This window comes from Streptococcus loxodontisalivarius, from assembly GCF_016908645.1.
GTDB lineage: Bacteria > Bacillota > Bacilli > Lactobacillales > Streptococcaceae > Streptococcus > Streptococcus loxodontisalivarius.
Map to the genome: position 1 here is coordinate 1 of NZ_JAFBEH010000011.1, position 26950 is coordinate 26950.

Annotated in this window: 22 protein-coding genes; 21 read left to right on the forward strand and 1 reads right to left on the reverse strand. The window is 40.6% G+C overall.

The features are described 5' to 3' along the window. The first annotated feature begins 163 nt into the window (after nucleotides 1-163). The 21 genes from JOC28_RS03505 (at nucleotide 164) to JOC28_RS03605 (ending at nucleotide 25676) form a co-directional block, all read left to right on the forward strand. A complete protein-coding gene (locus JOC28_RS03505) occupies nucleotides 164-1279 on the forward strand; it encodes an aminotransferase (RefSeq protein ID WP_205009266.1) in 1116 nt (371 codons plus the stop codon). 92 nt (nucleotides 1280-1371) lie between these two features. After that, complete coding sequence (locus JOC28_RS03510; protein WP_205009267.1) at nucleotides 1372-2190, forward strand: transporter substrate-binding domain-containing protein; 819 nt, start codon at nucleotides 1372-1374, stop codon at nucleotides 2188-2190. Between the two features lie 368 nt (nucleotides 2191-2558). Continuing rightward, entirely contained in the window at nucleotides 2559-3689 is a 1131-nt protein-coding gene (gene hemW, locus JOC28_RS03515; RefSeq protein ID WP_205009308.1) for a radical SAM family heme chaperone HemW, read from the forward strand. A 13-nt stretch (nucleotides 3690-3702) separates the two neighbouring features. After that, entirely contained in the window at nucleotides 3703-4443 is a 741-nt protein-coding gene (locus tag JOC28_RS03520) for an acyl-ACP thioesterase domain-containing protein (RefSeq protein ID WP_205009268.1), read from the forward strand. Then, nucleotides 4433-5209 carry a TIGR01457 family HAD-type hydrolase gene (locus JOC28_RS03525; RefSeq protein ID WP_205009309.1) on the forward strand — a complete coding sequence of 259 codons (777 nt, stop codon included), beginning with the start codon at nucleotides 4433-4435 and terminating at the stop codon, nucleotides 5207-5209. Before JOC28_RS03520 ends, JOC28_RS03525 begins: the two co-directional genes overlap by 11 nt. Continuing rightward, nucleotides 5202-5831, forward strand: a complete 630-nt coding sequence (locus JOC28_RS03530; RefSeq protein ID WP_239548857.1) for a TIGR01906 family membrane protein — start codon at nucleotides 5202-5204, stop codon at nucleotides 5829-5831. The genes JOC28_RS03525 and JOC28_RS03530 overlap by 8 nt, the downstream gene beginning before the upstream one ends. Before the next feature lie 140 nt (nucleotides 5832-5971). Next, the gene (ndk, locus tag JOC28_RS03535; protein ID WP_205009270.1) at nucleotides 5972-6388 is read left to right on the forward strand and encodes a nucleoside-diphosphate kinase; all 417 of its coding nucleotides are present in this window, start codon (nucleotides 5972-5974) and stop codon (nucleotides 6386-6388) included. Between the two features lie 519 nt (nucleotides 6389-6907). Beyond that, entirely contained in the window at nucleotides 6908-8743 is a 1836-nt protein-coding gene (lepA, locus tag JOC28_RS03540; protein ID WP_239548865.1) for a translation elongation factor 4, read from the forward strand. Nucleotides 8744-8774: 31 nt separating this feature from the next. Next, the gene (locus JOC28_RS03545; protein WP_205009311.1) at nucleotides 8775-9143 is read left to right on the forward strand and encodes an ACT domain-containing protein; all 369 of its coding nucleotides are present in this window, start codon (nucleotides 8775-8777) and stop codon (nucleotides 9141-9143) included. Nucleotides 9144-9317: 174 nt separating this feature from the next. Beyond that, nucleotides 9318-10472, forward strand: coding sequence for a beta 1-4 rhamnosyltransferase Cps2T (gene cps2T / locus JOC28_RS03550; protein WP_205009271.1), 1155 nt, complete (start codon nucleotides 9318-9320; stop codon nucleotides 10470-10472). Continuing rightward, on the forward strand, nucleotides 10462-11394 hold the full coding sequence (locus tag JOC28_RS03555; RefSeq protein ID WP_205009272.1) for a glycosyltransferase family 2 protein: 933 nt from the start codon (nucleotides 10462-10464) through the stop codon (nucleotides 11392-11394). The genes cps2T and JOC28_RS03555 overlap by 11 nt, the downstream gene beginning before the upstream one ends. Before the next feature lies 1 nt (nucleotide 11395). Further along, a complete protein-coding gene (locus JOC28_RS03560) occupies nucleotides 11396-12199 on the forward strand; it encodes an ABC transporter permease (protein WP_205009273.1) in 804 nt (267 codons plus the stop codon). After that, a complete protein-coding gene (locus JOC28_RS03565) occupies nucleotides 12199-13446 on the forward strand; it encodes an ABC transporter ATP-binding protein (protein ID WP_205009274.1) in 1248 nt (415 codons plus the stop codon). Before JOC28_RS03560 ends, JOC28_RS03565 begins: the two co-directional genes overlap by 1 nt. A gap of 12 nt (nucleotides 13447-13458) precedes the next feature. Further along, entirely contained in the window at nucleotides 13459-14874 is a 1416-nt protein-coding gene (locus tag JOC28_RS03570; protein WP_205009275.1) for a glycosyltransferase, read from the forward strand. Beyond that, a complete protein-coding gene (locus JOC28_RS03575) occupies nucleotides 14874-16643 on the forward strand; it encodes a rhamnan synthesis F family protein (protein WP_205009312.1) in 1770 nt (589 codons plus the stop codon). Before JOC28_RS03570 ends, JOC28_RS03575 begins: the two co-directional genes overlap by 1 nt. Then, nucleotides 16640-18298 carry an LTA synthase family protein gene (locus JOC28_RS03580; RefSeq protein WP_239548867.1) on the forward strand — a complete coding sequence of 553 codons (1659 nt, stop codon included), beginning with the start codon at nucleotides 16640-16642 and terminating at the stop codon, nucleotides 18296-18298. The genes JOC28_RS03575 and JOC28_RS03580 overlap by 4 nt, the downstream gene beginning before the upstream one ends. 3 nt (nucleotides 18299-18301) lie before the next feature. Then, on the forward strand, nucleotides 18302-19567 hold the full coding sequence (locus JOC28_RS03585) for a hypothetical protein (RefSeq protein ID WP_205009276.1): 1266 nt from the start codon (nucleotides 18302-18304) through the stop codon (nucleotides 19565-19567). An 81-nt stretch (nucleotides 19568-19648) separates the two neighbouring features. Continuing rightward, nucleotides 19649-21166: a glycosyltransferase family protein gene (locus tag JOC28_RS03590; protein WP_205009277.1), complete on the forward strand. Its 1518-nt coding sequence runs from the start codon at nucleotides 19649-19651 to the stop codon at nucleotides 21164-21166. Between the two features lie 144 nt (nucleotides 21167-21310). Next, entirely contained in the window at nucleotides 21311-22933 is a 1623-nt protein-coding gene (locus tag JOC28_RS03595; protein WP_205009278.1) for a GBS Bsp-like repeat-containing protein, read from the forward strand. A gap of 169 nt (nucleotides 22934-23102) precedes the next feature. After that, the gene (gorA, locus tag JOC28_RS03600) at nucleotides 23103-24455 is read left to right on the forward strand and encodes a glutathione-disulfide reductase (protein ID WP_205009279.1); all 1353 of its coding nucleotides are present in this window, start codon (nucleotides 23103-23105) and stop codon (nucleotides 24453-24455) included. A 480-nt stretch (nucleotides 24456-24935) separates the two neighbouring features. Beyond that, nucleotides 24936-25676: an alpha/beta hydrolase family protein gene (locus JOC28_RS03605; protein ID WP_205009280.1), complete on the forward strand. Its 741-nt coding sequence runs from the start codon at nucleotides 24936-24938 to the stop codon at nucleotides 25674-25676. Between the two features lie 27 nt (nucleotides 25677-25703). Here the strand turns inward: JOC28_RS03605 and JOC28_RS03610 are convergent, their stop codons facing one another. Continuing rightward, the gene (locus tag JOC28_RS03610) at nucleotides 25704-26948 is read right to left on the reverse strand and encodes a bifunctional folylpolyglutamate synthase/dihydrofolate synthase (protein ID WP_205009281.1); all 1245 of its coding nucleotides are present in this window, start codon (nucleotides 26946-26948) and stop codon (nucleotides 25704-25706) included. Between the last annotated feature and the right edge of the window lie 2 nt (nucleotides 26949-26950).

The window sequence follows — 26950 nt, forward strand, 5'->3', positions numbered from 1 at the left end:
ACGACTTAACAAGACACCTCTACTTTAACACAAAGAAAAAGTAGTGAATACTCTCTCCCGTCGGAGATTTCCTCACTACTAATCTTAGTATGTTTTTGTATTTTTAAAAATAAATTGACAATTCTGACATTTTTGAGTAATCTAGGAGCAAAGGAGTCACGATATGAAATTACCACGTTTTGGTGTTGAAGAATGGTTGAATACTTATGAAAAATCTGCCACTCACGATATTGCAGGAGTATCAATATCTGCTTTAACTTTAGCAGAGCTTTTTGAATTGACTGGAGATAGTCAAGTAGACTTTTTAGAGCAGGTCAGCCAGACCAAGTTAGACTATGGTTGGATAGAAGGTTCGCCGCAATTTAAGGAAGAAGTGTCTAAGTGGTATTCAAATACCAAACCCCAGCAAATTCTTGCTACCAATGGTGCAACAGGTGCTAATTTACTTGCCCTTTATGCCCTTATTGAGCCAGGTGATCATGTTATCTCGCTTTATCCGACCTATCAGCAACTCTATGATATTCCAAAATCATTAGGAGCAGAAGTTGATTTTTGGGAAGTTAAAGAAGAATTGAATTGGCTTCCCGACTTGGAGGGTCTGCGCAAGCTTATCCGCCCTAACACCAAGATGATTTGCATCAATAATGCCAACAATCCCTTTGGAGCGCTTATGGATAGAGCTTTTCTGGAGGAGTTGGTGACCATAGCAGATCAGGTTGGAGCCTATATCTTATCTGATGAGGTCTATCCGTCATTTCAAGAGGGGCTTGATGTCCCTGCTATTGTAGATATTTACAGCAAGGGAATTTCGATTAACAGCCTTTCCAAGTCACTCTCTTTGCCAGGAATTCGTGTTGGCTGGGTGGCTGCCAATCTTGATGTGATTGATCTGCTTCGTGATTACCGTGACTACACCTTGATTTGTACCGGTGTTTTTGATGATCTGTTGGCGACCTACGCTTTGCAGCATAAGGAACTTATTTTGGAGCGTAACCGCCAGATTGTAGAGACTAATTTTTCGATTTTGGAAAAATGGCTGGCGCAAGAACCTAAAGCGTCAGCGATTCTACCAGAAAAAGTATCTACTAGTTTTGTCAAACTAGATGTAGAACAACCGATAGAAGAATTTTGTATTCGACTACTAAACGAAGAAGGCGTCCTTTTGGTGCCGGGAAGTCGCTTTGGAATCGAAGGTCATGTGCGCCTAGGCTACTGTGGAAGTCAGAAGATTTTGTCAGAGGCGTTGGAGAAACTTTCAAAAGTTTTACATACAAAATAGTTTGTATTTTTATACTGAAATCATTGACTAAAACTCCTCTATTCTGTATAATAGACAAAGTGTTATAAGAAAACTTTAAGGAGTATTTGACTATGAAATTGAAAAAAATGCTTTTGGGAGCTCTTGCAGCTCTCTCAATCGTGACGCTTGTAGCCTGCTCGTCATCATCTTCATCAACAAATGAATTAGAATCTATTAAAAAAGCTGGTAAATTAGTAGTAGCAGTTAGCCCTGACTATGCACCGTTTGAATTTAAGGCTTTGGTAGATGGTAAAGATACGGTTGTTGGTGCTGATATCCAACTTGCGCAAGCTATTGCTGATAAAATCGGTGTTGAACTTGAAGTTTCAACAATGAGCTTTAACAATGTACTTTCAAGTGTCAAATCAGGAAAAGCCGACTTGGCAATCTCTGGTTTGTCTGTGACAGAAGAACGTAAGAAAGCTTTCACTTTCTCAGATTCATACTATGAAACTGAAAATGCTATTCTTGTTCGTGCAGATCAAGTTTCAAACTACACATCACTTGACAACTTTAGCGGTAAAAAAGTTGCCGTTTTGAAAGGTACTATCGAAGAAACCTTGTCTAAAGACCAATTATCTGATTCAAATATTGTTTCCTTGACAACAACGGGTGAAGCAATCAATGAATTGAAATCAGGTACTGTTGATGCTGTTGACCTTGAAAAACCAGTTGCAGAAGGTTACTTGTCACAAAACTCTGACTTGGCACTAGCATCAGTTGCTCTTACCGTAAGTGACGGTGATGCCAAAGCAGTTGCAATGCCAAAAACAGGCAGCGATGAACTTGCAGACGTTGTAAATGAAGTTATCAAAGATCTAAAAGACAACGGAACTTACAAACAATACATCTCAGATGCAGCTGCACAAACAAGCTCACAAGTAGAATAAGATAAAAGAGTGGAATTTCCACTCTTTTTCTTTAAAGACAAAGTCTTTTTTCGATACTTTCCTTAAGTGATGGCGGACGTCAGCGAATTCCTACAGAATTTCATGACTAATATTTGAGCCTAGTGTCTCAAATATTCCGAGTGTAAGAAATGTTTCATATAGTCATTTCTTACACTTTCATCACGGCGGAAGTATCTTGAGGGGCTTGCGAAAATAGAAAAATATATTTAAGGGAGCAGAGCTTTGTATCCTGTTCTGTTGAAAATTAGGTTCGTCTATATTCTTAAGAGTGGAAATTCCACTCTTTTTGGTTTTGTGGAGATTTTAAAATTCTAGGAATGGTTATGAAAAAGGTGTATAATGGTAACATGTTAAAAAAACCGACGTCAGCTTATGTGCATATTCCATTTTGCACACAGATTTGTTATTATTGCGACTTTTCAAAGGTCTTTATCAAAAATCAGCCTGTTGATGCTTATCTGCAGGCTCTTATTCGTGAGTTTGAGTCCTATGATATTAGAGACTTGAAGACTCTCTATATTGGTGGTGGGACGCCGACATCAATTACGGCGCAGCAGTTGGATTATCTTCTGACCAACCTAACGAAAAATCTCAACCTAGACTTGCTTGAAGAGTTCACCATTGAGGCAAATCCTGGGGATTTGACGGCGGATAAAATCGCTGTGCTGGAAAAATCAGCGGTCAATCGTGTGTCTTTGGGAGTGCAGACTTTCAATGACAAGCACCTCAAACAGATCGGTCGTAGTCATAATGAAGCTCAGATTTATGAAACGATTGATGCTCTAAAAGCGGCAGGTTTTGATAATATTTCCATCGACCTCATCTATGCCCTGCCCGGTCAGACCATGGAGCAGGTCAAGGAAAATGTTGCCAAGGCTTTGGCTTTAGATATTCCCCATCTCAGTCTTTATAGTTTGATTTTGGAACATCACACTGTTTTTATGAATAAAATGCGTCGTGGGAAGCTTAATCTTCCGACCGAGGATTTGGAAGCGGAGATGTTTGACTACATCATTGCTGAGCTTGAAAAGAATGGTTTTGAACACTATGAGATTTCCAACTTTACCAAGCCCGGTATGGAAAGTCGTCATAACCTTATGTATTGGGAAAATGATGAATACTACGGAGTTGGCGCAGGTGCCTCTGGCTATCTTGATGGGGTGCGTTACCGCAATCGAGTTCCTATTCAACACTATCTCAAGGCTGTTGATGAGGGCAATGCTAGACTGACTGAGGAGCATCTGACTAAAGAGGAGATGATGGAGGAGGAGTTCTTCCTTGGTCTTCGCAAGAAATCAGGTGTTTCCATGTCAAAATTTGAGAAGAAGTTCGGCTTGTCATTCGAGGAGCGTTATGGTCAGATTGTGGCTGGTCTTGTAGCAGACGGTCTTTTGAAGATTGACGGTGCCCGTATTCGCATGACCAAGAAGGGGCTTTTCTTGGGAGACAATGTTGCAGAGCAATTTATTATTAATTAGAAAGTAGGGTGTTATGGGACATATTTTTAGACGAGATTATCAGATTCCCTTTTACGAAACGGATGTCAATCACGAGGTCAAGTTACCGCATCTCTTGTCGGTTGCTTTGCAGGTGTCAGGTGAGCAGTCATTAGAGCTCGGTGTTTCTGATGAGGCGATTTTTGAAAAATACCATTTGGTATGGGTCATTACTGAGTATAATATTGACATTAAACGTATGCCTCGTTATGCAGAGACAGTGACCATTGAGACTGAGGCGATTTCTTACAATAAATTATTTTGCTACCGCTATTTTAGAATTTTTGACCAAGCTGGTGAGCAAATCATGACCATTTTCTGTCATTTTGTTTTGATTGATTTTGATAGTCGTAAGGTTGCTCAGGTACCAGATGAATTGGTTGCACCTTATCAGGTTGAAAAGATCAAAAAACTTATTCGAGGTCATAAATATCAAGACCTGAAAGAGGCAGAAGAAACCCTCTATCATGTTCGCTACTTTGACCTTGATATGAATGGGCATGTCAATAATGGCAAGTATCTGGAGTGGATGTATGATGTCTTAGATATCGATTTTCTGCGCCAGCATTGTCCTCAATCGGTCAACCTCAAATATGTCAAGGAAATTCACTACGGTGGTGATATCCAGTCTCGTGTGGAAAGAGATGGACTGGTCAGTCATCACGATATCACTTCGGAAACGGGCGTGAATGCGCAAGCTATTATCACATGGAAGGAAAGAGAAAATCATGTATAAGGGTTATTTAATCGACTTAGACGGAACAATTTATAAGGGCAAGGAGCGTATCCCAGCAGGTGAGGCATTTGTTCATCAACTGCAGGAGCGTCAGATTCCTTATCTTTTTGTGACCAATAATACCACTCGTACACCTGAGATGGTGCAGAATATGTTGGCTCAGCAGTTTAATATCCAAACAGGTATTGAGACTATCTACACGGCAACTTTAGCGACGGTAGATTATATGAAAGACCTCAACAAGGGAATGACTGCCTATGTTATCGGCGAAACAGGCTTGAAGACAGCTATTGAGGCAGCAGGATTTGCTCATGATGATGAGGCACCTGCCTATGTTGTGGTTGGCTTGGATACTGAACTCACTTATGAAAAGTTGGCAATTGCAACGCTGGCGATTCAAAAGGGAGCGGTCTTTATCGGAACCAATCCCGACCTCAATATTCCAACTGAACGTGGCATGCTGCCAGGAGCGGGGGCTCTTATTGCTCTTATTGAAGCAGCGACTCGTGTCAAGCCAGTTATTATCGGAAAACCTGAAGCGGTTATCATGAATAAGGCCTTGGATGTGCTTGGGACCAAACGTTCAGAAACAGTCATGGTTGGCGATAACTATCTGACTGACATCACTGCAGGGATTAAGAATGATTTTCCAACCCTGCTGGTGACTACTGGCTTTACCAAGCCAGAAGAAGTAGCTGGGCTACCGATTCAGCCTGATCATGTTTTAGCCAGTCTTGCTGACTGGGATTTTGATGCTCATGACTAAACTAAGACTTCCAGCCCTCCTCTTGTGGCTCTTGTCCTTTTCAGTTTTGGCAACTATCTACCTAGCTTGGTTAATCTATCCTTTGGAAATTTCTTGGTTGGGTTTAGAAAAAGTGGTTTACTTGTCATCAAAGACCATCTCCTATAATTTCAACCAGCTCATGCAGTTTTTGACGATTCCTTGGGTATCTGAATTGAAGATGGCTGATTTTCCGACTTCTGACAGCGGTTTGGGACATTTTGTTGATGTCAAACACCTTTTTGTTTTTTGTCAGCTTGTCTTTCTAGTTCTTCTTTATCCTAGCCTGGTCTGTCTACGTCAGCTTTTCCAGAAAAAAGGGCTTTGGCTCCATCAGAAAGCCTTTCTATTAGCGGCAGTCTTGCCACTTGTGATTGCTGTTATGGCGGCCTTGATTGGTTTTGATGCCTTTTTCACACTCTTTCACCAGGTTCTTTTCCCCGGCAATAGCTCATGGCTCTTCAACCCTTACACTGACCCTGTTATCTATATCCTGCCCGAGGATTATTTCCTGCATTGCTTCTTGATTTTCTTTGTCATCTATGAGTTGCTCTTTTTTGGACTTTATGGACTTGGGAAATGGCAGTGGCGCAAAAGACAGTGATAATCTTCTCTCTTTGAAAGTGGAGTTAGCAGGTGTCCTGCTTGCTATTTAGAATTTGTTTTCGGAAAAGTATCTGAAAATTTACTGAAAAATAATTTCGTGTTACAATGGACTCTGACTAAAAATGGAAGTGGATTGTAATGGAAAAAACATTTTTTATGATTAAGCCTGATGGCGTTGAACGTGGCTTGGTAGGAGAGGTCTTGAAGCGTATCGAACGTCGTGGTTTTGTGTTGGAACGTTTGGACATGCGTCAGATTGACCGTGCTAGTTTAGAAAAGCACTATGAGGATCTTGTAGACCGTCCTTTCTTTCCAGCGATTGCAGACTTTATGATGTCTGGTCCAGTTGTTATGGGAATTATGTCAGGACCATCTGTTGTGAAATCATGGCGTGATATGATGGGTGCAACCAACCCTGCAGAAGCTGCGCCAGGTACGATTCGTGGTGACTTTGCGACTGCACCAACAGGGAATTTTATTCCTAATATTGCCCACGGTTCAGATTCTCTCGAATCAGCAGCACGTGAAATAGCTATCTGGTTTCCAGAAGACTAAGTAAGAATATCTAGTTGCAGGTCTAGTCTTGCGATTAGGTATTCTTTTTACTTTGAATTATTCCCGTTGTTTTTTAACCCAATCCTGATAAGGCTTTGCTGAATCTCAAAAAATTAAATCGCCACGAGAAATTAGGGATTTCATCATATAGGATTGGAGGTTAATTTTTGAAGCGAAACTTTATGCGTACGAAGTACACCGCCTTCGATAGTCTCCGCCGTGGTGCTAAGAGCGACAAAGTCGCTCGGGGGAGAGGAAAAGACCCTAGGCTTTTCCTTTAGTAATGAAACTGAAGGTTTGCTTACGACCCCACCACTTAAGGAGAATATCGAAAAAACAAAAACTCAAACAACGGGAATGATTCACTTTGCAAAAGAGTTCCTTATCTAGGGGAATTTTGCTATAATAAAAAGTAAAGACTATTTTTAGAACAAGCCCTGAGCATAGGGTCAGATGAGCTCGTCTCTTTGACTTTGTGTTTATAGGATTTTGTATATTAGAAGGACTATTTAGAACGATATGGCAATTGATTTAAATGAACTGAAAAAACGACAGGAGAAGATTCGTAACTTCTCGATTATCGCCCACATCGACCACGGGAAATCAACCTTGGCAGACCGTATTTTGGAGAAAACAGAGACCGTTTCAAGTCGTGAAATGCAGGCGCAGCTCTTGGACTCAATGGATCTGGAGCGTGAGCGTGGAATTACCATTAAGCTGAATGCGATTGAACTTAATTACACAGCTAAAGACGGAGAAACTTATATTTTCCACTTGATTGACACACCAGGACACGTTGACTTTACTTATGAGGTTTCGCGTTCCTTGGCGGCTTGTGAGGGTGCTATTCTTGTTGTAGATGCTGCGCAGGGTATTGAAGCTCAAACACTTGCCAATGTCTATCTTGCGCTTGATAACGACCTTGAAATCATGCCAGTTATCAATAAGATTGACCTTCCAGCTGCGGATCCAGAACGTGTTCGTCAAGAGGTTGAAGACGTGATTGGTTTGGATGCTTCTGACGCTGTTTTGGCATCTGCTAAGGCTGGTATCGGTATTGAAGAAATCTTGGAGCAAATCGTTGAGAAAGTGCCTGCGCCAGCTGGTGACTTGGAAGCTCCGCTTCAAGCTCTTATCTTCGACTCTGTTTACGACGCTTACCGTGGTGTTATCCTGCAAGTTCGTGTGGTTAACGGTATGGTCAAACCAGGCGACAAGATTCAAATGATGTCAAATGGTAAAACTTTTGATGTCACAGAAGTCGGTATCTTCACACCTAAGGCAGTCGGTCGTGACTACCTAGCGACTGGTGACGTTGGCTATATTGCAGCTTCAATCAAGACTGTAGCTGATACACGCGTCGGTGATACGGTGACTCTGGCTGATAATCCAGCAGATGAACCGCTTCACGGCTACAAGCAAATGAACCCAATGGTCTTTGCCGGTCTTTACCCAATTGAATCAAACAAATACAACGATTTACGTGAAGCTCTTGAAAAATTGCAACTGAATGATGCCAGTCTTCAATTTGAACCAGAAACTTCTCAGGCCTTGGGATTTGGTTTCCGTTGTGGTTTCTTGGGTCTCTTACACATGGATGTTATCCAAGAGCGTTTGGAACGTGAGTTCAACATCGACCTTATCATGACAGCACCTTCCGTAGTTTACAATGTCAATACGACTGACGGTGAAATGATTGAAGTGTCAAACCCATCTGAATTCCCTGACCCAACACGTATTGACAGTATCGAAGAACCTTATGTTAAGGCTCAAATCATGGTGCCACAAGAATACGTTGGTGCTGTTATGGAATTAGCCCAGCGTAAACGTGGCGACTTCGTAACCATGGAATATATCGATGACAACCGTGTTAATGTCATCTACCAAATTCCGTTGGCAGAGATTGTTTTCGATTTCTTTGATAAGCTCAAATCATCTACGCGTGGCTATGCCTCATTTGACTATGAAATCTCTGAATACCGTCGTTCAAACCTTGTCAAAATGGATATTCTCCTCAACGGTGACAAGGTTGATGCGCTCAGCTTTATTGTCCACAAAGAGTTTGCCTATGAACGTGGAAAACTTATCGTTGATAAGCTCAAGAAAATCATTCCACGTCAGCAGTTTGAAGTGCCAATCCAAGCGGCTATCGGTCAAAAAATTGTGGCTCGTACAGATATCAAGGCTCTTCGTAAGAACGTTTTGGCTAAATGTTATGGTGGTGACGTCTCTCGTAAACGTAAACTTCTTGAGAAACAAAAAGCTGGTAAGAAACGTATGAAAGCCATCGGTTCTGTTGAAGTACCACAGGAAGCCTTCCTCAGCGTCCTTTCAATGGATGAAGATGAGAAGTAGAAAAATAGACAAGTAAGAGTAGAGAAAAATGATGCAAATTAAAGCTCTTGAACTACAATTCTCAGTTTGCAAAGTTGAAGATTACAGCCAAGTGGACTTGGTAGCAGATTTCGTTTTTCTGTCAAAAACAGATGAGGAAAATTCTCTGATTTTACCGACTGAGCTGGTACCGACAAATACTATTGAACGTGAGGATGACTGGTCTGCCTTTCGTATTCAAGGTGTCTTAGATTTCTCATTGATTGGGATTTTAGCAAAAATTGCAGGGCTTTTGGCAGAAGAAAAGATCTCAATTATTGCTCTGTCGACCTTTAATACGGACTATGTTTTGGTTAAGTCTGACCAGTTCGAGTCTGCCCTCAATCTTCTCGATAAAGCGGGCTATCACATTTTAAAATAAGATAAAAAGCTTGTTGTTCCTAGAAGCCTGTCTTTCTATGACGACAAGCTTTTTCTTTTTCCCATTATAAGTAGAAATATGTTATAATAGACAATGATTGTATCTTTAGAAGAAGGAATTTTCGACCAGATACAGAATTAAATAGAATACCATGTATTAGAATGAGGTAAAACCTTGCGCCATGTATTTATTATCGGAAGTCGTGGTCTTCCTGCCAAGTATGGCGGATTTGAGACTTTCGTTGAGGAGTTGGTGTCTCACCAACAATCAGACCAAATCAAATACCATGTTGCCTGCCTCAGTGATGAGGAGCACGGTACACACTTTGACTTTAAAGGTGTGGATTGCTTTAAGGTAAAGGCTTATGCCTTGGGACCAGCGCGTGTTATCGCCTATGATATGCAGGCTCTTGACCTTGCCTTGGCTTATATCAAAACAGAAAAAATTACTAACCCAATTTTTTATATTTTAGGAAATACAATCGGTGCCTTTATTGCACCTTATGCTCGAAAAATTCACAAGAGCGGCGGTCGCCTTTTTGTCAATCCTGACGGTCTTGAGTGGAAGCGTAGCAAGTGGTCACGACCAGTTCAAGCTTATCTCAAGTATGCGGAAAAAGTCATGACCAAACATGCTGATCTGATTATCTCAGATAATGTCGGCATCGAAAATTACATCAAGAAGTCCTATCCCTGGTCTAAGACTAGCTTTATTGCTTACGGAACAGACCTGACGCCATCAGGGCTCACAGCTAGCGATAGCAAGGTCAGAGATTTTTTTGGAAAATGGCAGAGCAGTGAGAAAGAATACTATCTCATTGTGGGGCGTTTTGTTCCTGAAAACAATTATGAAACAGCCATCCGAGAGTTTATGGCCTCTAAGACAGAAAGAGACCTGCTCATTATCTGTAATCATGAGGGTAATGCCTACTTTGACAAACTCAAAGAAGCGACCCAGTTTGACCAAGATCCACGTGTCAAATTTGTTGGGACGGTCTACGACCGAGACCTTCTAGCCTATATTCGTAAGCAAGCTTTTGCTTACATTCATGGTCACGAGGTTGGAGGAACCAATCCAGGTCTGCTTGAAGCACTAGCCCAGACAGATTTGAACCTTGTTCTAGGAGTTGACTTCAACCGTCAGGTTGCTAAGGAAACAGCTCTTTATTGGTCAAAAGAAACTGGCTCTCTAGCGCAGCTTATTGACCAAAAGGACCAAGAAAGTGACTTCACTCAGCTAGGTCAGGCTGCCCGTAAACATATGGCAGACAACTACACTTGGCAGAAAATTGTTGCAGAATACGAGGAGCTATTTTTAAATGAAAGTTAATATCCTCATGTCAACCTACAATGGTGAGCAGTTTCTGGCAGATCAGATTAAGAGTATCCAAGCACAGAGCTTTACCGACTGGACGCTCTTGATTCGTGACGACGGTTCAAGTGACCGCACGCCTGAAATCATCGCCTCCTTTGTAGCAGAAGATGACCGAATCCACTTTATTAATGCGGATAATAGGGAAAATTACGGTGTTATCAAGAATTTCTACACGCTTTTGAAGTATGAAAAAGCTGATTTCTACTTTTTCTCTGATCAGGATGATATTTGGTTGGAGAATAAGCTGGCGCTGACTCTAGAAAGAGCCCAAAAAGAATCACAAGACAAGCCTCTCTTAGTCTATACAGATTTAAAGGTGGTTAATCAAGATTTGGAAGTCATGAATGACAGCATGGTAAGAAGCCAGTCTCATCATGCCAATACACGCTTGGCCGAGGAAATCACAGAAAATACGGTGACTGGTGGTACAGCTCTCATCAATCATGCCTTGGCAGAACTATGGACTTCTTATGAAGACCTCCTCATGCACGACTGGTACCTAGCCTTGATTGCTTCAGCTATGGGGAAATTGGTCTACATTGACCAGCCGACTGAGCTCTATCGTCAGCATGAGTCAAATGTGCTGGGAGCTAGAACCTGGTCAAAACGCATGAAAAACTGGCTGATTCCTCACAAACTTGTTGCCAAGTACTGGTGGCTGATCGGTGCCAGTCAAAAGCAGGCAACTTTTCTGTTGGATCTCGATCTGACTGAGGAGAATCGTCAGTTGGTTGAGGCATTTGTAAGCATCATGGATCAGCCTCTAAACAAGCGTCTAGCAATTTTAAACAAATATGGTCTCCGAAAAAACCGTGCCTTCCATACGCTGGTTTTCAAGACCCTAATTATTACCAAATTTGGTTATAGGAGAAAATAAGATGGATTTATTTAGCAAAAAGAATCGTATTTTGTTAAAAGAATTGATTAAAACCGATTTTAAACTGCGTTACCAAGGTAGCGTGATTGGCTATCTTTGGTCAATCCTCAAACCAATGATGATGTTTGCCATCATGTATCTGGTTTTCATTCGCTTCTTGCGTTTGGGTGGGGATGTTCCTCACTTTGCCGTTGCCCTTTTGCTTGCCAACGTCGTTTGGTCATTCTTCTCAGAAGCAACATCAATGGGGATGGTTTCTATTGTTACCCGTGGTGACCTCTTGCGAAAACTGAGCTTTTCAAAGCATATCATCGTTTTATCAGCAATCTGCGGAGCAATGATCAACTTTGGTATCAACCTGATTGTTGTGCTCTTGTTCTCAGTCATCAATGGTGCTGTGACATCATGGCGTGCAATCTTTGCCATTCCGCTCTTTTTAGAACTCTTTGTCTTGGCATTCGGAATTGCGCTTATCCTTGCGACACTCTTCGTTAAATTCCGTGATATGAATCAGATTTGGGAAGTCTTCATGCAGGCTGGTATGTATGCCACTCCGATTATCTACCCAATCAGTTTCGTATCTAATCAAAGTCTTCTTGCAGCCAAAGTGATAATGCTTAATCCCTTGGCTCAAATCATCCAAGACCTACGTTATATTTTGATTGACCCAGCTAATACACCAATTTGGAAAATGTCAAATCATATTTGGTATATCGCTATTCCATACATCTTGCCATTTGTCATTTTTGCTATTGGTCTTGCTATTTTCAATCGCAGTGCTAAGAGATTCGCGGAGATTATCTAATGACAGAAAATAATATTGCAGTAAAAGTTGACCATGTCAGCAAGTTTTTCCGACTTCCGACAGAAGCGACACACAGCTTGCGCACAGCTATGGTCAATCGTTTTAAAGGAATCAAAGGTTATAAAGAACAGCACGTTCTTAAAGATATTTCCTTCGAAGTTAACAAGGGTGACTTTTTCGGTATCGTTGGACGTAATGGTTCAGGGAAGTCAACACTTCTTAAAATTATTTCTCAGATCTATGTTCCTGAAAAAGGATCAGTGACTATCGATGGGAAATTGGTTTCCTTCATCGAGCTCGGAGTTGGTTTTAACCCTGAGCTGACTGGTCGTGAGAATGTCTACATGAATGGTGCTATGCTTGGTTTCACAACTGAAGAAATCGATGCCATGTACGATGACATTGTAGAATTTGCAGAGCTAGAAGACTTCATGAACCAAAAACTCAAGAACTATTCTAGTGGGATGCAAGTTCGTCTTGCCTTCTCAGTTGCCATCAAGGCACAAGGTGACGTTTTGATTTTGGACGAAGTCTTGGCCGTTGGTGATGAAGCCTTCCAACGTAAGTGTAATGATTACTTCATGGAACGCAAGGAATCTGGAAAAACAACGATCCTCGTTACCCACGATATGGGAGCAGTTAAGAAATACTGTAACCGTGCCGTTTTGATTGAAAATGGTCTCGTTAAGGCTTATGGAGATCCTGAAGATGTTGCCAACCAATACAGTTTGGATAATACAACTGTTCAGGTAAAACCAAAAGAAACAGTTAAGGAAGAAAAATCAGACTCTGATGTAGAAGAAGTTGTCGAAGAACCAACAGTCTTGGTTGATAACCTTCAAGTTAAACTCTTGTCACCAACTCAGGTAACACAAGATGATTTAGTAGAGTTTGAAATCTCTTATGATGTGCTTGAAGATATTGAAGCACATCCAGTCTTTTCTATGACAGATATTGACCGTAATATCTGGATCTACAATGACAATGCCTATGACTACCCAACTAAGACTAAAGGTCACAAAGTATTGAAATACTCATGCAGTCTGGAAAGTGTTAACAATATCAAGTTGAAATTACAAGTGACGATCCTAGGAAAATCACGTGAGATGTTGGCTTTTGCAAACTCAGAAAATGCACCAATTATCATGGTTACACGTTCTGATATCGCTCGAGATGACTTCTCAGCAGTGGATTCTGCAGCTGGTCTAATTCGTAGAAACGGAAGCTGGGTCATCACAGAAGAATAAAAGGAGGCAGCTATGTCCAAACCTCTTGTTTCCATTGTTTGTACCGTCTACAACAAAGCGCCCTGGTTGCGTGAAACGATTGACAGTTTCTTAAAGCAAGAAACAGATTTTCACTATGATATCCTTTTGATTGACGATTGTTCAACAGATCAGTCAGCTCAGATTTTGGAGGAGTATGCGGAAGGTTTTCCAGATAAGATTCGTCTTTTTAAGAACGAAGAAAATATGGGAATTGCTCGTACTTGGTTGAAAATTTGTGATTTGGTGGAAGCTCCCTATCTGGCACGTTGTGATGGTGACGATGCCTGGACAAATCCACAAAAATTGCAGTTGCAGCTGGATGCATTGCGCAAGCAAATGGATTCAAAATGGGTAACAACCGATATTGACTTTGTCGATGAAAGTGGACAGATTATAGGAACTTCTATTTTTGAAAGTCACCAAATGCCTTATGTGCATGACTTTGAAACCATGCTTGCAACAAGAGGTTTTTTAGCACCCTCTACTTGGTTGATTGAGACAAAACTGATGCAAGAAATCAATCATCAAATCGATTTAAATACGGCTGATGATACCTTTGATATGCAATTGGATTTGTTCCAAAAAACCAAACTAACCTACCTTCCAATTTCAACGGTTGCCTACCGTATCAACCAAGGTTCTGATTCTAGACCAAAAGATTTTGAAAAGATAGAAGAGCGTTTTAACAAACTGCTCTCTACTCAAGAAGCCTATCTTGATAAGTATCCTGATAGCAATTATCGTGAGATGCTGAGAATCTTGCTAGAGCGAAATAATAGTTATGAGCTTGAATTGACAAGACATCAGGCAGGTCTAGCTAAACTTGGAATGGAGAAGGTAACCATCTATCTGGATTGTGGTCAGGGCTTTCGTCAGGAAGACATTCTGCAGTACCCTCTTGCTAATGAAGATGACATCAAGTTCATTTTGCCTGAGAATTGTCGCTGTATTCGAGTGGATTTATCAGAAAGTCCAAGCTTTTACAAGGAAGTTCGTTTGGTATCACTTACTTATCAGACAGAAGTACTCCCTAAATTTACCAATGCTATAGTGCTGGGAAACAGTTATGTTTTTCCAAACCCAGATCCTCAGATGATTTTTGACATTCAAACAGACTTATATGGACGTGAGATGGCCTTGCGTTACAGTTTGTTTGAAATCAATGATATCTATTCAGATAACTATGTTGCCAAAATTTTGGCACAAGAATTGCTTGATGTGAAACATGAAAAAGAAAGGTTGCACCAAGCACTCCATCAATACAAAGCCCAGTATGACAATCTGACAGAAAAAGTGGAAAGACAACGAATTGATCTCGAAGAGGTCACTCGTGTCTATAATTCCGTAACCCATTCTCGTCGCTGGACAATTCCAACCAAATTGATTAATTTCTTTAGGAGAAAATGATGAAGCGTTTGCTTTTGTACGTACACTTTAACAAATATAATCGACTCAGTCAGCATGTCCTCTACCAACTAGAAGAAATGCGTCCGCTTTTTACCAAGCTAGTCTTTATTTCAAACAGCCAATTATCACAAGATGATCAAAATCTCCTTTTTGACAAAGGCTTGATTGATGATTTTATTCAACGTGAAAATAAAGGGTTTGACTTTGCTGCTTGGCGAGATGGAATGAATCATGTCGGTTTTGATCAGATTAAAACTTACGATTCTGTGACTGTCATGAATGATACTTGTTTTGGTCCACTTTGGGACATGGCACCGCTTTATCATAAGTATGAGGCTGATGAGTCAACAGACTTCTGGGGGATGACAAATAACCGTGAGACAGCTAAATCACGTCACACACAAGGTTTCCGTGAACACTTGCAGTCTTATTACATGGTTTTCAAGTCTCCTGCTATCAAGAGTTCGGCCTTCAGCAATTTTTGGCAAAATGTTGTTGATTTTGATAATGTTCAAGATGTTATTGACCATTATGAAACACAGGTAACAACAACCCTTTTGGATGCTGGATATCACTATAAGGCGGTCTTTGACACAACCAAAGAAGATGCCAGTCATCTGCTTCATGCCGACTTTTCTTACTACCATCCGACAGCGATTTTGGAGCACCGAGTTCCATTTATCAAGGTAAAGACTATTGATGCCAACCAGCACATTACGCCTTACATCCTCAATCATATTACTGAGATTTCATCTTACCCAGTTGACTTGATTGTGAGCCACATGTCAGACATCAACTATCCTGACTTTAAGTATCTCTTGGCTCGCAAGTATTTGGATAAATCTAAAGCTTTGGTAACTGTTTCTGGAAAAATTGCAGTGCATCTTCACGTTTTCTACGTTGACTTATTGCAAGAATTTCTAGATGCCTTTAAAGCCTTTCACTTTGACTATGATCTTTTTATTACAACAGATAATAGTGAGAAAGAAGCGGATATTGAAGCAATTTTGATTGAGAACAATCAGTCTGCGCGTGTCTTTGTGACAGGTAATGTTGGACGTGACGTCCTTCCAATGCTTAAACTCAAAGAATATCTAGAAGCTTATGATTATGTTGGTCACTTCCACACTAAAAAATCAAAAGAAGCAGATTTCTGGGCTGGTGAATCATGGCGTAAAGAGTTGATTGATATGTTGGTTAAGCCGGCGGATGCTATTCTCGCGTCTATGGAAGACCAGTCTGATCTAGGTCTTGTCATCGCTGATATCCCAACCTTCTTTAGATTTAATAAAATCGTTGATGCCTGGAACGAAAATCAAATCGCGCCAGCCATGAATGACCTTTGGCAAAAAATGGGAATGACCAAGTCAATCGACTTTAACAGTCTTCATACCTTTGTCATGTCATACGGAACCTATGTCTGGTTCAAGTATGATGCTCTAAAACCTCTCTTTGACCTCAACCTCTCAGAAGAAGAAGTGCCAGCTGAGCCATTACCACAAAATTCTGTTCTGCATGCTATCGAGCGATTATTGATTTATATCGCTTGGAATGGTCACTATGATTTTCGTATTTCACAAAATCCAGTTGCCCTGACACCATTTATCGATAACAAATTGCTCAATGAACGTGGTGATACAGCTCCGCACACCTTTGTTGATTTCAATCATTTAGGAGGAATAAAAGGTGCGCTTAAATATATCGTGATTGGCCCTGCACGAGCTGTCAAATATATTGTTAAGCGTTCTTTGGAAAAAGTTAAGTCATGAAACGTCGATTAAAACATAGCAAGTGGGCCTATTATTGGGATTTGGTCAAAGATTACACTAAAGATTATTCATCTGAAATCATGATGGCACTTAAGTTTATCTTTCCATTTATTCTTGTCATCATGGCAGCCATCTCAATGGGGCAGTTTGCCTACTTTTTAGTAGGAATCTTTGAACTTGCAAGTATTCTTATCATAACCAATATTATCTACACTAGGCACGAAAAGTGGGCTTACGCCTTCAACTGTCTAGCCTTGCTAGTATTTAATATTCAATTCTTTGTTCTTTATTATGGTGGTTCCTTTGTGACTTTGGTCATGTTGACCAATGTTGATTCACTAGGTGCTCTGAGTGGCAAGTTGCCTCTCTATATTATTGGGATTTTAGTCATGCTGGTTATGACCTTCCTTCCAATCATGGAATTGGAGTATCCTTTTGAACATGCTAAAATGCTTTCTGTTGTAGTCATTTTGGATTTGATTTTCACTCTCTTTGCCGGGAATGGCTACTCTGCAGCCTTTGGCGTTTTCGATATTTTTCAACAATACGCTGAAAATCGACAAATGTTACAAAAGATTGCTGATCAGGACAATGTTGCAGAAACTTTTTACCAGGCTGGAATCCAGAGTGCCATTGATAAACCTGCTAACCTAACTCAAAATCCAAATGTGATTGTGATTTTTGTCGAAGGGCTATCACAGAATGTCATTGATGACGAGCAGAATATTATGCCCAACGTTGCCAAATTTCAGGAGCAATCGCTGAGCTTTAAAAATTATTACAATCATACCTTTGCTACCTACCGTGGCTTGATCGGTCAACTCTTTTCTGGATACCAGTTGGACAACTATGACAAGAACAATTTGGTTTCAATGCAGAGCATTCTTGCCTCTCAAGGTTACCAAACATCCTTTGTCAATACAGAGCCTGAAAACACCCAGTTCACTTCTTATCTAGAAAATCTGGGTTACAATGAAGTGATTTCTGATACTTCTAAAACATCTGGTTCTGAAAATACGCTTTCGGATAAAGAGGCCTTTGACAAACTCTTTGAGGTTGCTAGTCAGCAGGAAAGTACAGGTCAGCCTTTCTTCACAACCATGTACACTTTTGGTACCCACATGTCGCTTGATTCGACAGATGAGAAGTATGGCGATGGAAAGAGTGCCTTTCTCAATAAGTTCTACAATTTTGACTATCAGTTCAACGAATTTATGAAGAAATTCAATAACAGCTCTCTATCTGATAATACTGTTATTGTCTTTACAACTGACCACTCAACCTATACGGATAATGATTATTCAGAAGCCTTTCCAAGTTATACCCGTGAAAATGGAGATGTGGATCAGGTGCCATTCTTTATCTACTATAAAGGAATCACTCCTCAGGAAATCGATGTTCAGGGCCGTAACTCACTAGACATGGTGCCGACAGTGCTGGACTACTTGGATATTTCAGAAGAAAACTACTTCCTTGGAGTCAGTCTCTTTATGCCAAAAGAGAATAATAATAATTACGATACAGTCTTCCATGATAACTCAAATCTTCTATCAACTGATGGCGCAAGCATTTCAGCCCTGACTGCTAGTCAGCAAGAAATTATTGAGAATCAATTGACCAAGTATTTTGCAGCAAAATTGGAAGTTGTGAGGTAGGAGATGTCATTAAAACGAATTATTTTAAATGCCTATTATTTGGCAGCTAGTTTGATTTTCTTGATTGAAGCAACGACCTTTATTAAAAGAAATGGTGACCAGATTTGGTTTGCTGAACGAGCTCAACATCTAAATTACAATTATTTGGGTTTTGCTATTGAACGTTATATGACATGGAGTAGCCGTCTCTTGATTGAGTCTGCGACCATGTACTTCTCAGTTCATACCATTCTCTTTCAAGTTGTCTTATTTATAGGTAGCTTTGTCTTTCTCAAGCTCTTTAAAAATTACTTCTTCAAAGGAAATCTTATCCTGGAATTGACTCTACCAATTCTCTTTTTAGCAACATTCTTCCCAGATACTTATACAAGTGCTGGCTTGATTGCTACGGTAACCAACTACCTTTTCCCAACATTTACCTTCATGATTGCTTGGTACATGACGGAGAAGAGAGGTCCTAAATGGTTTTACGCTTCAATTCCTTTCTGGATTTTTACCTGCATGCAGGAACAATTTGCCATTATTACCTTTATCCTCTGTCTTTTCCTTTTAGGTAGAGAACTTCTTATGGCAAAAGGAAAAGTCAAAATGCTCAATGTCTATCGACTGTCAGCTTTTGGATTTGGTATCTTGGGAATCTTATCAGCCCTTGTATCTCCTGGTAGTGACATTCGTTCAAAATCAGAGATTACAAGCTGGTACAGTCAGTTTTCAAAATTGACAGTCCTTGATAAGATTTATCAAGGATTTGTGGAGACTAACCGAATGGTTTTCCTCAATTTAACCTTCTCAGTTGTCTTTCTCTTACTAGCGGCTTTGGTCTTGTTAGCCTTTCTTAAACGTGATTGGATTTCAGGGCTGATCAGCCTTGCCGTTTCAGCCTTACTCATTCTGACAAAATTGGAAATGATCGACTGGTTGAAATCAATTATCAAGGCAATCACTGTTAAGGATATCTATAAGGGACTTGTTTATAATCTTGCTAAGCAGGATTGGTTAACACCGACCTTATTCTTCCTTGTACTGATTTTGCTACTAGTAATTGTTATCTTCCGAGTCTTTGATAAATCGCATGCCTACCTAGCATTCTCAATGGTTGCTGCAGGTTATGCCTCAAGAATGTTGATTTCATTCTCACCGACAATTTATGTTTCGGAAGAAAGAACCTACACGCCATTAATTTTTACACTGTTCTTTGTATTGATTATGGCATCACTTGATATTTACAATGAGCTGCGCAAGCCATTTCTAAAATCAGAAGAAATATAAAGACTAAATAGGAGTAGTGAAAGTTCTCTAATGCAAAAAAAGAGTTCTTTACCTGCTCCTTTTTATGTTACAATGAAAACTATGAAAAGAAAAAATGAATTATCCAAATGGAGTCAGTATGCATTAGTTTTACTGGTGAGCGTGATGTGCCTCTTATCACTTTATTGGTTTTATGCAGCAACAGGGCTCTTAGCTGGCTTAGACCTAGCCATAGTCTTAAGTGGTATCCTAATACTGGCTTTGCTATTCGTTAGTAAAAAAGGGTTGAGATGGGCTGGACTTGTCCTGCAAAAGGCGATGCCTATTAGTCTGATTCTTCTAGTCAGCTTGCAGATTGCTATGTTGCTGTCGACTAATCTTATGATTCGTTCTGATGCTGCCATGGTTTATAATGGTGCTAGTAAATTAGTTGATTCTGCTATTATCTCAAGCTATCTGACTGAGAATACCAACAATCTGACTCTCTTTTTGTATGAGCGCTTTTTCTATAATATCTTTGGAAGTAATGCGATTTGGGTCTTGCAGGGCTTGAATATGCTTTTTGTGGATAGCGCAGCCATTGGTTTATACGGTTTAGCTCTGCGATTTTTCAACAAGAAAACCGCAGTAATCAGTTTTTATGCCTATCTTCTGATTTTAGCAGCTACGCCGCAATTTCTAGCCATGTATACAGATGTTATGGCCATGCCTATAGTCGTTTGGCAGCTTTATCTTGTCTTTAGCTTAATGGATCAAAAAAGTCTGGCTTGGAGTGGAGTTCTGATGAGAGGAGTCTTTCTTGGCAGCTTATCAGGTTTAGCCTATGCCATTCGTCCACCACTTTTGGTTTTGATGATTGCCTTTTTCATGATGCTTTTTCTTTATGGAAAAGCCAAGCTACTCTTGCAGGCTAGTCTTGGTTTTCTTCTAGGATTTGCCTTACTTTTTGTGACATTGACAGTTATACAAAAAAATCAAGATCAGGTTGAGATTACCTATGGTCAGAGTAAAACCAGCCTAGCCTTTATTGATCTAGGACTGACCTATTTGGGAACTGATCAGGCGGATTTCCAATCTGGGCTGGCGCTTTTTACTGATGAAGTGACAGACGGTAGTTACGATGGTCGCTATTCAAATGAGGTTGTCCTCAAAGATATCAAGCGCCGTTTAGAGGATTATAGCTTGTCGACATTTGTAGGTCATTTACTCCTCAAATCGAGTTTGACCCTGCGTGACGGAACTCTAGGTTGGACTTATAAGGATGCCAGCTTAGAAGGTGCCTCCTTCCAAAATCCTCTTTATGAAAAATTCAAGGATCAGTCATGGGCAAAATGGATTAGCAGTCATTTAATCTATACTGACCAAGAACATTTTGTCTTTGCTAGAAGCTATTTGCAGCTGGTTTGGCTGGTGCTGATTTTGGGACTGCTACTTGTCTTTTTATGGCCAAGGTCGCTCGGTATAAAAGAGCATTTTCTCTTGTTAGCTCTACTAGGAGGTTTTCTCTTCCTTATGGTCTTTGAGGGGAGCAAGACACGTTACATGATTCAATTTCTACCTCAGTTCTTGCTATTAAGCGCAGCGGGATTTGACAAGCTGATAACAAGACGTTTATCTTAATATCACTGGCTAGTATTTGATTTGACGAGAGTATGAGTTAAATACTGGTCTTTTTGTTTTCTCTTTTTACGAATAGTATGATTAGGAAGCCCTTTCAGGAAGAAGGGGTTATCAAAAATCTATTTTGATAAGAGGAGAATTTTATTGAAATTTATTAAGACAGCTCTCTATGCAACCGCAATTCTTAGTACCTTTGCAGCAGGATCAGCAAGTGCTGACAGTTTGGATGCTCAGTCACAGGTCTTGAATTATTCAGAACAAGCATCTGAATTTGATGTCCTAACACAAAAGGTTGGTAAGGACATTCAGCAGATTGATGTGGCAATTTGGTCTGAGGAGGGAGGTCAAGACGATATTCGCTGGTATTCGGCAAGTACAGACACAGATCAAGCTTCAATTCACTTTTCGCTTGCTAATCATGGCAACAGGGCTGGGACTTATAGAATTCATGCCTATACTAGCTATAAAGATGGGAGTCGTAGCGGTAGCGATTTAGGAAGTTATCGTATTTTACCGACTGCGCCTCAAATCAATCTAGATTTGAATACGGTCAGCTTACAGTCAGAACGACTAGCAGCAACTGGTAGCAAAATAGTAACAGCAGTCTGGTCGGATCAAGATGGACAGGATGACCTGAGATGGTATGAACTTAATGACACAGGACGAGCCCAGTTTGATGTGACTAACCATAAAGGTTATGGAGTCTATCAAGCTCACTCTTATCTCAGTCAGGATGGCAAGATGATTCCGATTGGAAATCAAAGCTTTGAAGTCGCACGACCACAGTTGACACCACGATTTGAAAAATTGTCTGATACTCGCTATGATGTCTATATCGATAATGTTCCAAGTCATATAAGTTCTTTGAAAATTCCAATCTGGAGTGACACTAATGATCAGGATGATATCCAGTGGTATCAGGCACAGAAGGTAGCTCCAAATACTTACAAGGTCAGTCTTAATCTCAAGGCGCATGCATTTACCTTAGGAAGCTATCAAGCTCATATCTATGGTGAGAGCAGCCTTGCTCAAGGTTTAGAAGGTTATGGTGCAGGATTGCTGACAGTTGATACCATTTCCCACTTCGATGAGCCAGAAAGACGGATTACAGATAAATCGTCTGAGGGCTTTCGTGTCAGCGTTTCAGAGACCGACGCATCAAAAATGATTCAGTCCGTCAGCCTAGCCGTTTGGTCGGAAGCTGATAACAGCAATCTGAAATGGTACCAAATTAATCAAGCGACTGAGGGACAATTCACTGCCAAGGTCAATGTCAAAGATCATGGGAATAAAAGTGGTCTCTACCAAGTTCATGTCTATGTCACCTTTAAGGATGGCAGTGTCTCAGGTTATGTTTTGGATAGTCAAGAATTGACTGCAAGTAGCCAAGTGGCAGCTAGTCCAGTCATTACTAGCTACATCTCAGAAACTAATAGCTATCCAGTTGGTCAGTGTACTTGGGGAGTCAAGGCACTAGCTCCTTGGATTCCAAATAGTCTAGGAAATGCTAAGCACTGGGCAGCGAATGCCAGTCGGCTTGGGTTTAGAATTGGAAATCAGCCACAGGTCGGTTCCATTGCCGTATGGCCAAGAGATGGTGGCGGATATGGACATGTTGGCTATGTTGTTGCCGTAGATAATAGTCATCGCATTCAGATCAAAGAGGCGAATTACAAGGGAAATCAGTATATCAGTAACTTCCGTTCTTGGTTTGATCCTCTGGAAAGCATGTGGGGTGGCGAGGTAGTCTATATCTACCCCAACTAGTCTCTTGGAAAATAGCAGAGCAGATTTCTTGTCTGCTCTTTTGTTTTGTGTTAAAGTATGACTATGAAGTTGTACCGATTGGTACAGATCTATCGTAGCCAAAAGTTGAGACAGCTTGGCAAATATGATAGAGTAGGGTAAGAATTTAAAAATAAAGATAGGAGTTCACATGGTTAAAGAATACGACTATATCGTTATCGGTGGTGGTTCAGGAGGAATCGCAAGTGCTAACCGCGCAGCAATGCATGGTGCAAAAGTTATCCTGTTTGAAGGAAAAGCAGTTGGTGGTACCTGTGTCAATGTTGGCTGTGTCCCTAAAAAAGTTATGTGGTACGGAGCTCAGGTTGCTGAGACAATCAACCACTATGCAGCTGAATACGGTTTTGACGTAGAGCAAAAAGCCTTCAATTTTGAGACTTTGAAAGCCAATCGTCAAGCCTACATCGAACGTATTCACGGATCTTACGAGCGTGGTTTCGATAGCAATGGCGTTGAGCGTGTCTATGAGTATGCAACATTTATCGATGCCCACACTGTGGAAGTGGCAGGTGAGCGTTATACTGCGCCGCATATTCTGATTGCGACTGGTGGTCATGCTCTTTATCCTGAAATTCGTGGTGCTGAGTACGGAATCACTTCAGACGGTTTCTTCGAATTGGATCAACTTCCAAAACGTACTGCCGTAGTTGGTGGTGGCTATATTGCTGTTGAGGTTGCAGGTGTACTCAATGCTCTTGGTTCAGAGACACATCTCTTCGTTCGTCAAGATCGTCCGCTCCGCAATTTTGACAAAGAAATCATTACCACTCTTGTGGATGAAATGCAGGTCAATGGTCCACAACTTCACACCTATTCAGTTCCAAAAGAAGTCTTGAAAAATGAAGATGGCAGCTTGACACTTGTTCTTGAAAATGGTCAACGCCACATCGTTGATACTCTTATCTGGGCAATCGGTCGTCGTCCAAACATTACTGGTTATGGTCTTGAAAATACTGGCGTTGAATTGAATGAACGTGGCTTTATTGCGACAGATGACTTTGAAAATACAAACGTTGAAGGTCTTTATGCCATCGGTGATGTTAATGGTAAAATCGAATTGACACCAGTTGCCGTTAAGACAGGTCGTCAGCTATCTGAACGCCTTTTCAACAATAAACCAAATGCCAAAATGGACTACAAGGATGTGGCGACTGTTATCTTTAGCCACCCAGCCATCGGTTCAATCGGTTATTCAGAGGAAGCAGCTATCGCTGAATTTGGCGAAGATCAAATCAAAGTATATCGTTCAAGCTTCACACCTATGTACACAGCTTTAGGAAACCACCGTCAACCAAGTAAGATGAAACTTGTTACACTTGGTAAGGAAGAAAAAGTTATCGGACTTCACGGTATCGGCTACGGTGTTGATGAGATGATTCAAGGCTTCGCAGTTGCCATCAAGATGGGAGCAACCAAAGAAGACTTTGACAATACAGTTGCCATTCACCCAACAGGAGCAGAAGAATTCGTTACAATGCGATAAGAGAGTGGGATAGTAAAACTATCTGGGAGATAGTTTTAGCATCTAATGAAGGAATTCGATTTTGTCAGCAAGTTTTGACTTTCAGTTGCTGACCTGAAACAGTCTATCCCCAGACTGTTTCACTCCCACCTCCGCATAGCTCAAAAGGTTTGGGAAACCTTTTGAGGTTGCAGATAAAATCAAGCGAAGTTTGATATCAAATTAGGGCTGTAAGAGTTGATTTATCAACGAATTAGAGCCCACTCAACCCCTGCGTCTTGCAAATCAGAACAGAATAAAAATAATTTCTACTGTTGTCTGAATGCCTTCAATTGAAAGTGACTTATGGCTGAAGCCATAACCTCCCTTAGTTATTGACTAAGGGAGCCATTCACCCAACAGGAGCAGAAGAGTTTGTTACAATGCGATAAGTTCTTTAAATAATTTAAAACTGGCTTGAAAGCTGGTTTTTTATTATAATCAGTTTGGAGGAAGTTCGCTATGAAAAAAATCTATTTTTTGGATGGCTTGGGTAGCAATCGTTATTATTGTCAGAAGTTTAAGGATGTTTTGTCAAAGGCTGGTTTTGATCTTATTTATTTAGAATATGATACTAATGATATTAGCGATGAGAATTATTTTATCAGTTGGTTTGAGGAGAATATTTCTGAAGAAAAAATTATTCTTATGGGATTTTCAATAGGTGCTGACTTGGCGAATGCCTTGGCTTATTTGACGAATAGAGTCTCACAGTTGATTTTGTTAGATGGTGGGCTTAATGTTCACGCTATTGATCAAATGTCTTTGGATGATGAAATTAATGAAAATATAAGTTACCTTCAACATAATCAATTCCAAAGTTTGAATGAGTTGATATCAGAAGAGATAACTAGCTCTCCAAAATCTGCTGATATTATTGAAAAGGCTGTGAGAGAATCATACTTTTGGGATGAGAATAAAAAAGTTTACAAATTGAAAATTACAGAAGACTATCTAAATAACTTACTAAGATTAAGAAGATATTTTTATACTAAAAATAGTCAGATTCACCTCAATCAACCTATCTTGCTTTGTCTATCAGGACAGCCTGAGGAATACTATCGTGATAAACTGTTGCGTCTCGAGCAGTTTAAAGATGATAATTTTTATTTAACTACTTTTGAAAACGCCAGTCACCAGATATATTTAGAAGAAGTCGATGCTCTAGTTGAAACAATAGAGTATTTTGTAAGAACTACATAATGAAAAACTGAGATTGACGATTCAATCTCAGTTTTGATTTTCCAGTAGGTATTCCCTGACTTGGGAAATGAAGTAGAGTGAGCCTGTGATGACGTAGAGGTCTTCGGAACCTTGACTCTTTTGTATCCAATGGCGGAAGTCTGTGATTTTAGCAAAATGGTCATCGTAGTCTTCCAAGGGCATGGCTTCAAAGAAGTCAAAGCTGGTGACGGTGATATCATAGTCCTTGAGGATTGCAAGCATGTCGCCGACTGGCTTTCTTTTGAGTCCTGCAAAGAGGATATGGACGGTCCTATCAGGAAAATACTGGTCTAACATTGCTTTGAGGCTTTCCAAACCTTGCGGATTATGGGCGCCATCCAGAATCAGATTATCTGCCAGCCATTCACTTCGTCCAGGCCAGCTGGTCGTTTCCAGTCCCACCTTGATGTTTGCTAAGCTAATTTGAGGAAAATCCTTAGTCAGCACAAGACTAGTCATGCTTGCCAGCGCAGCATTAGCAACTTGATGTTGTCCTAGCATCTTGAGTCTAATATCAGAGATTTTCTGATCACGATAGCCAAATTCAAAAGCTCTGCCATTTTCCAAAACGGAAAAATCTGTACCTAAAGCATAGGTCTCAGACTCCTGCTCTTGGGCAGTTTTGGTAAATAGCTGGCGCAGCTCAGGAGTTAGCTGAGGGAAGATTATGGGAACCTGCTTATCAAGTGCTCCCAGCTTGTGTCCAGCGATATCAGCTAGACTCGTCCCCAGCTTATCCGTATGGTCAAATCCGATAGAAGTGCAGACCATAGCCTTGGCGGTAAAGACATTGGTAGCATCTGTTTTGCCGCCGATACCAGCCTCAATCATGGCAATATCAACCTTTTCATTGGCAAAGTGCTGGAACATGAGTAGGGTCACCAATTCAAACTCGGTCACAGGTCCGAAATCAGTCTCCTGATCAACTGTATCAATAATAGGTCTGAGGCTGTCAACCAGCTCAATCAGTTTCTGATCAGAAATTTCTTCAGAATTGATAGCAATGCGCTCGTTGAAGCGACGGATAAAGGGTGATGTGAAACTCCCAGTTTTATAGCCAGCCTGCTTGAAAATCTCTCTGAGATAGGCAGTGGTAGAGCCCTTTCCATTGGTTCCGACAATGTGGACAGCAGGGAAAGTATTTTGAGGATTTCCAATTTTATCTAAAACCCATCGCATACGCTCAAGGTTGGTCGGGCGTCCCTTGGCTTTGAAAGAATGGATGTAGTTCAGTGTTTCTTGATAGTTCATAA

Bases quoted from the DNA above. Each gene is read 5' to 3' on its own strand.
- JOC28_RS03505 (WP_205009266.1), top strand. From the start codon at position 164: ATGAAATTACCACGTTTTGGTGTTGAAGAATGGTTGAATACTTATGAA.
- JOC28_RS03510 (WP_205009267.1), top strand. From the start codon at position 1,372: ATGAAATTGAAAAAAATGCTTTTGGGAGCTCTTGCAGCTCTCTCAATC.
- hemW (WP_205009308.1), top strand. From the start codon at position 2,559: ATGTTAAAAAAACCGACGTCAGCTTATGTGCATATTCCATTTTGCACA.
- JOC28_RS03520 (WP_205009268.1), top strand. From the start codon at position 3,703: ATGGGACATATTTTTAGACGAGATTATCAGATTCCCTTTTACGAAACG.
- JOC28_RS03530 (WP_239548857.1), top strand. From the start codon at position 5,202: ATGACTAAACTAAGACTTCCAGCCCTCCTCTTGTGGCTCTTGTCCTTT.
- ndk (WP_205009270.1), top strand. From the start codon at position 5,972: ATGGAAAAAACATTTTTTATGATTAAGCCTGATGGCGTTGAACGTGGC.
- lepA (WP_239548865.1), top strand. From the start codon at position 6,908: ATGGCAATTGATTTAAATGAACTGAAAAAACGACAGGAGAAGATTCGT.
- JOC28_RS03545 (WP_205009311.1), top strand. From the start codon at position 8,775: ATGCAAATTAAAGCTCTTGAACTACAATTCTCAGTTTGCAAAGTTGAA.
- JOC28_RS03555 (WP_205009272.1), top strand. From the start codon at position 10,462: ATGAAAGTTAATATCCTCATGTCAACCTACAATGGTGAGCAGTTTCTG.
- JOC28_RS03560 (WP_205009273.1), top strand. From the start codon at position 11,396: ATGGATTTATTTAGCAAAAAGAATCGTATTTTGTTAAAAGAATTGATT.
- JOC28_RS03565 (WP_205009274.1), top strand. From the start codon at position 12,199: ATGACAGAAAATAATATTGCAGTAAAAGTTGACCATGTCAGCAAGTTT.
- JOC28_RS03570 (WP_205009275.1), top strand. From the start codon at position 13,459: ATGTCCAAACCTCTTGTTTCCATTGTTTGTACCGTCTACAACAAAGCG.
- JOC28_RS03575 (WP_205009312.1), top strand. From the start codon at position 14,874: ATGAAGCGTTTGCTTTTGTACGTACACTTTAACAAATATAATCGACTC.
- JOC28_RS03580 (WP_239548867.1), top strand. From the start codon at position 16,640: ATGAAACGTCGATTAAAACATAGCAAGTGGGCCTATTATTGGGATTTG.
- JOC28_RS03585 (WP_205009276.1), top strand. From the start codon at position 18,302: ATGTCATTAAAACGAATTATTTTAAATGCCTATTATTTGGCAGCTAGT.
- JOC28_RS03590 (WP_205009277.1), top strand. From the start codon at position 19,649: ATGAAAAGAAAAAATGAATTATCCAAATGGAGTCAGTATGCATTAGTT.
- gorA (WP_205009279.1), top strand. From the start codon at position 23,103: ATGGTTAAAGAATACGACTATATCGTTATCGGTGGTGGTTCAGGAGGA.
- JOC28_RS03605 (WP_205009280.1), top strand. From the start codon at position 24,936: ATGAAAAAAATCTATTTTTTGGATGGCTTGGGTAGCAATCGTTATTAT.
- JOC28_RS03610 (WP_205009281.1), bottom strand. From the start codon at position 26,948: ATGAACTATCAAGAAACACTGAACTACATCCATTCTTTCAAAGCCAAG.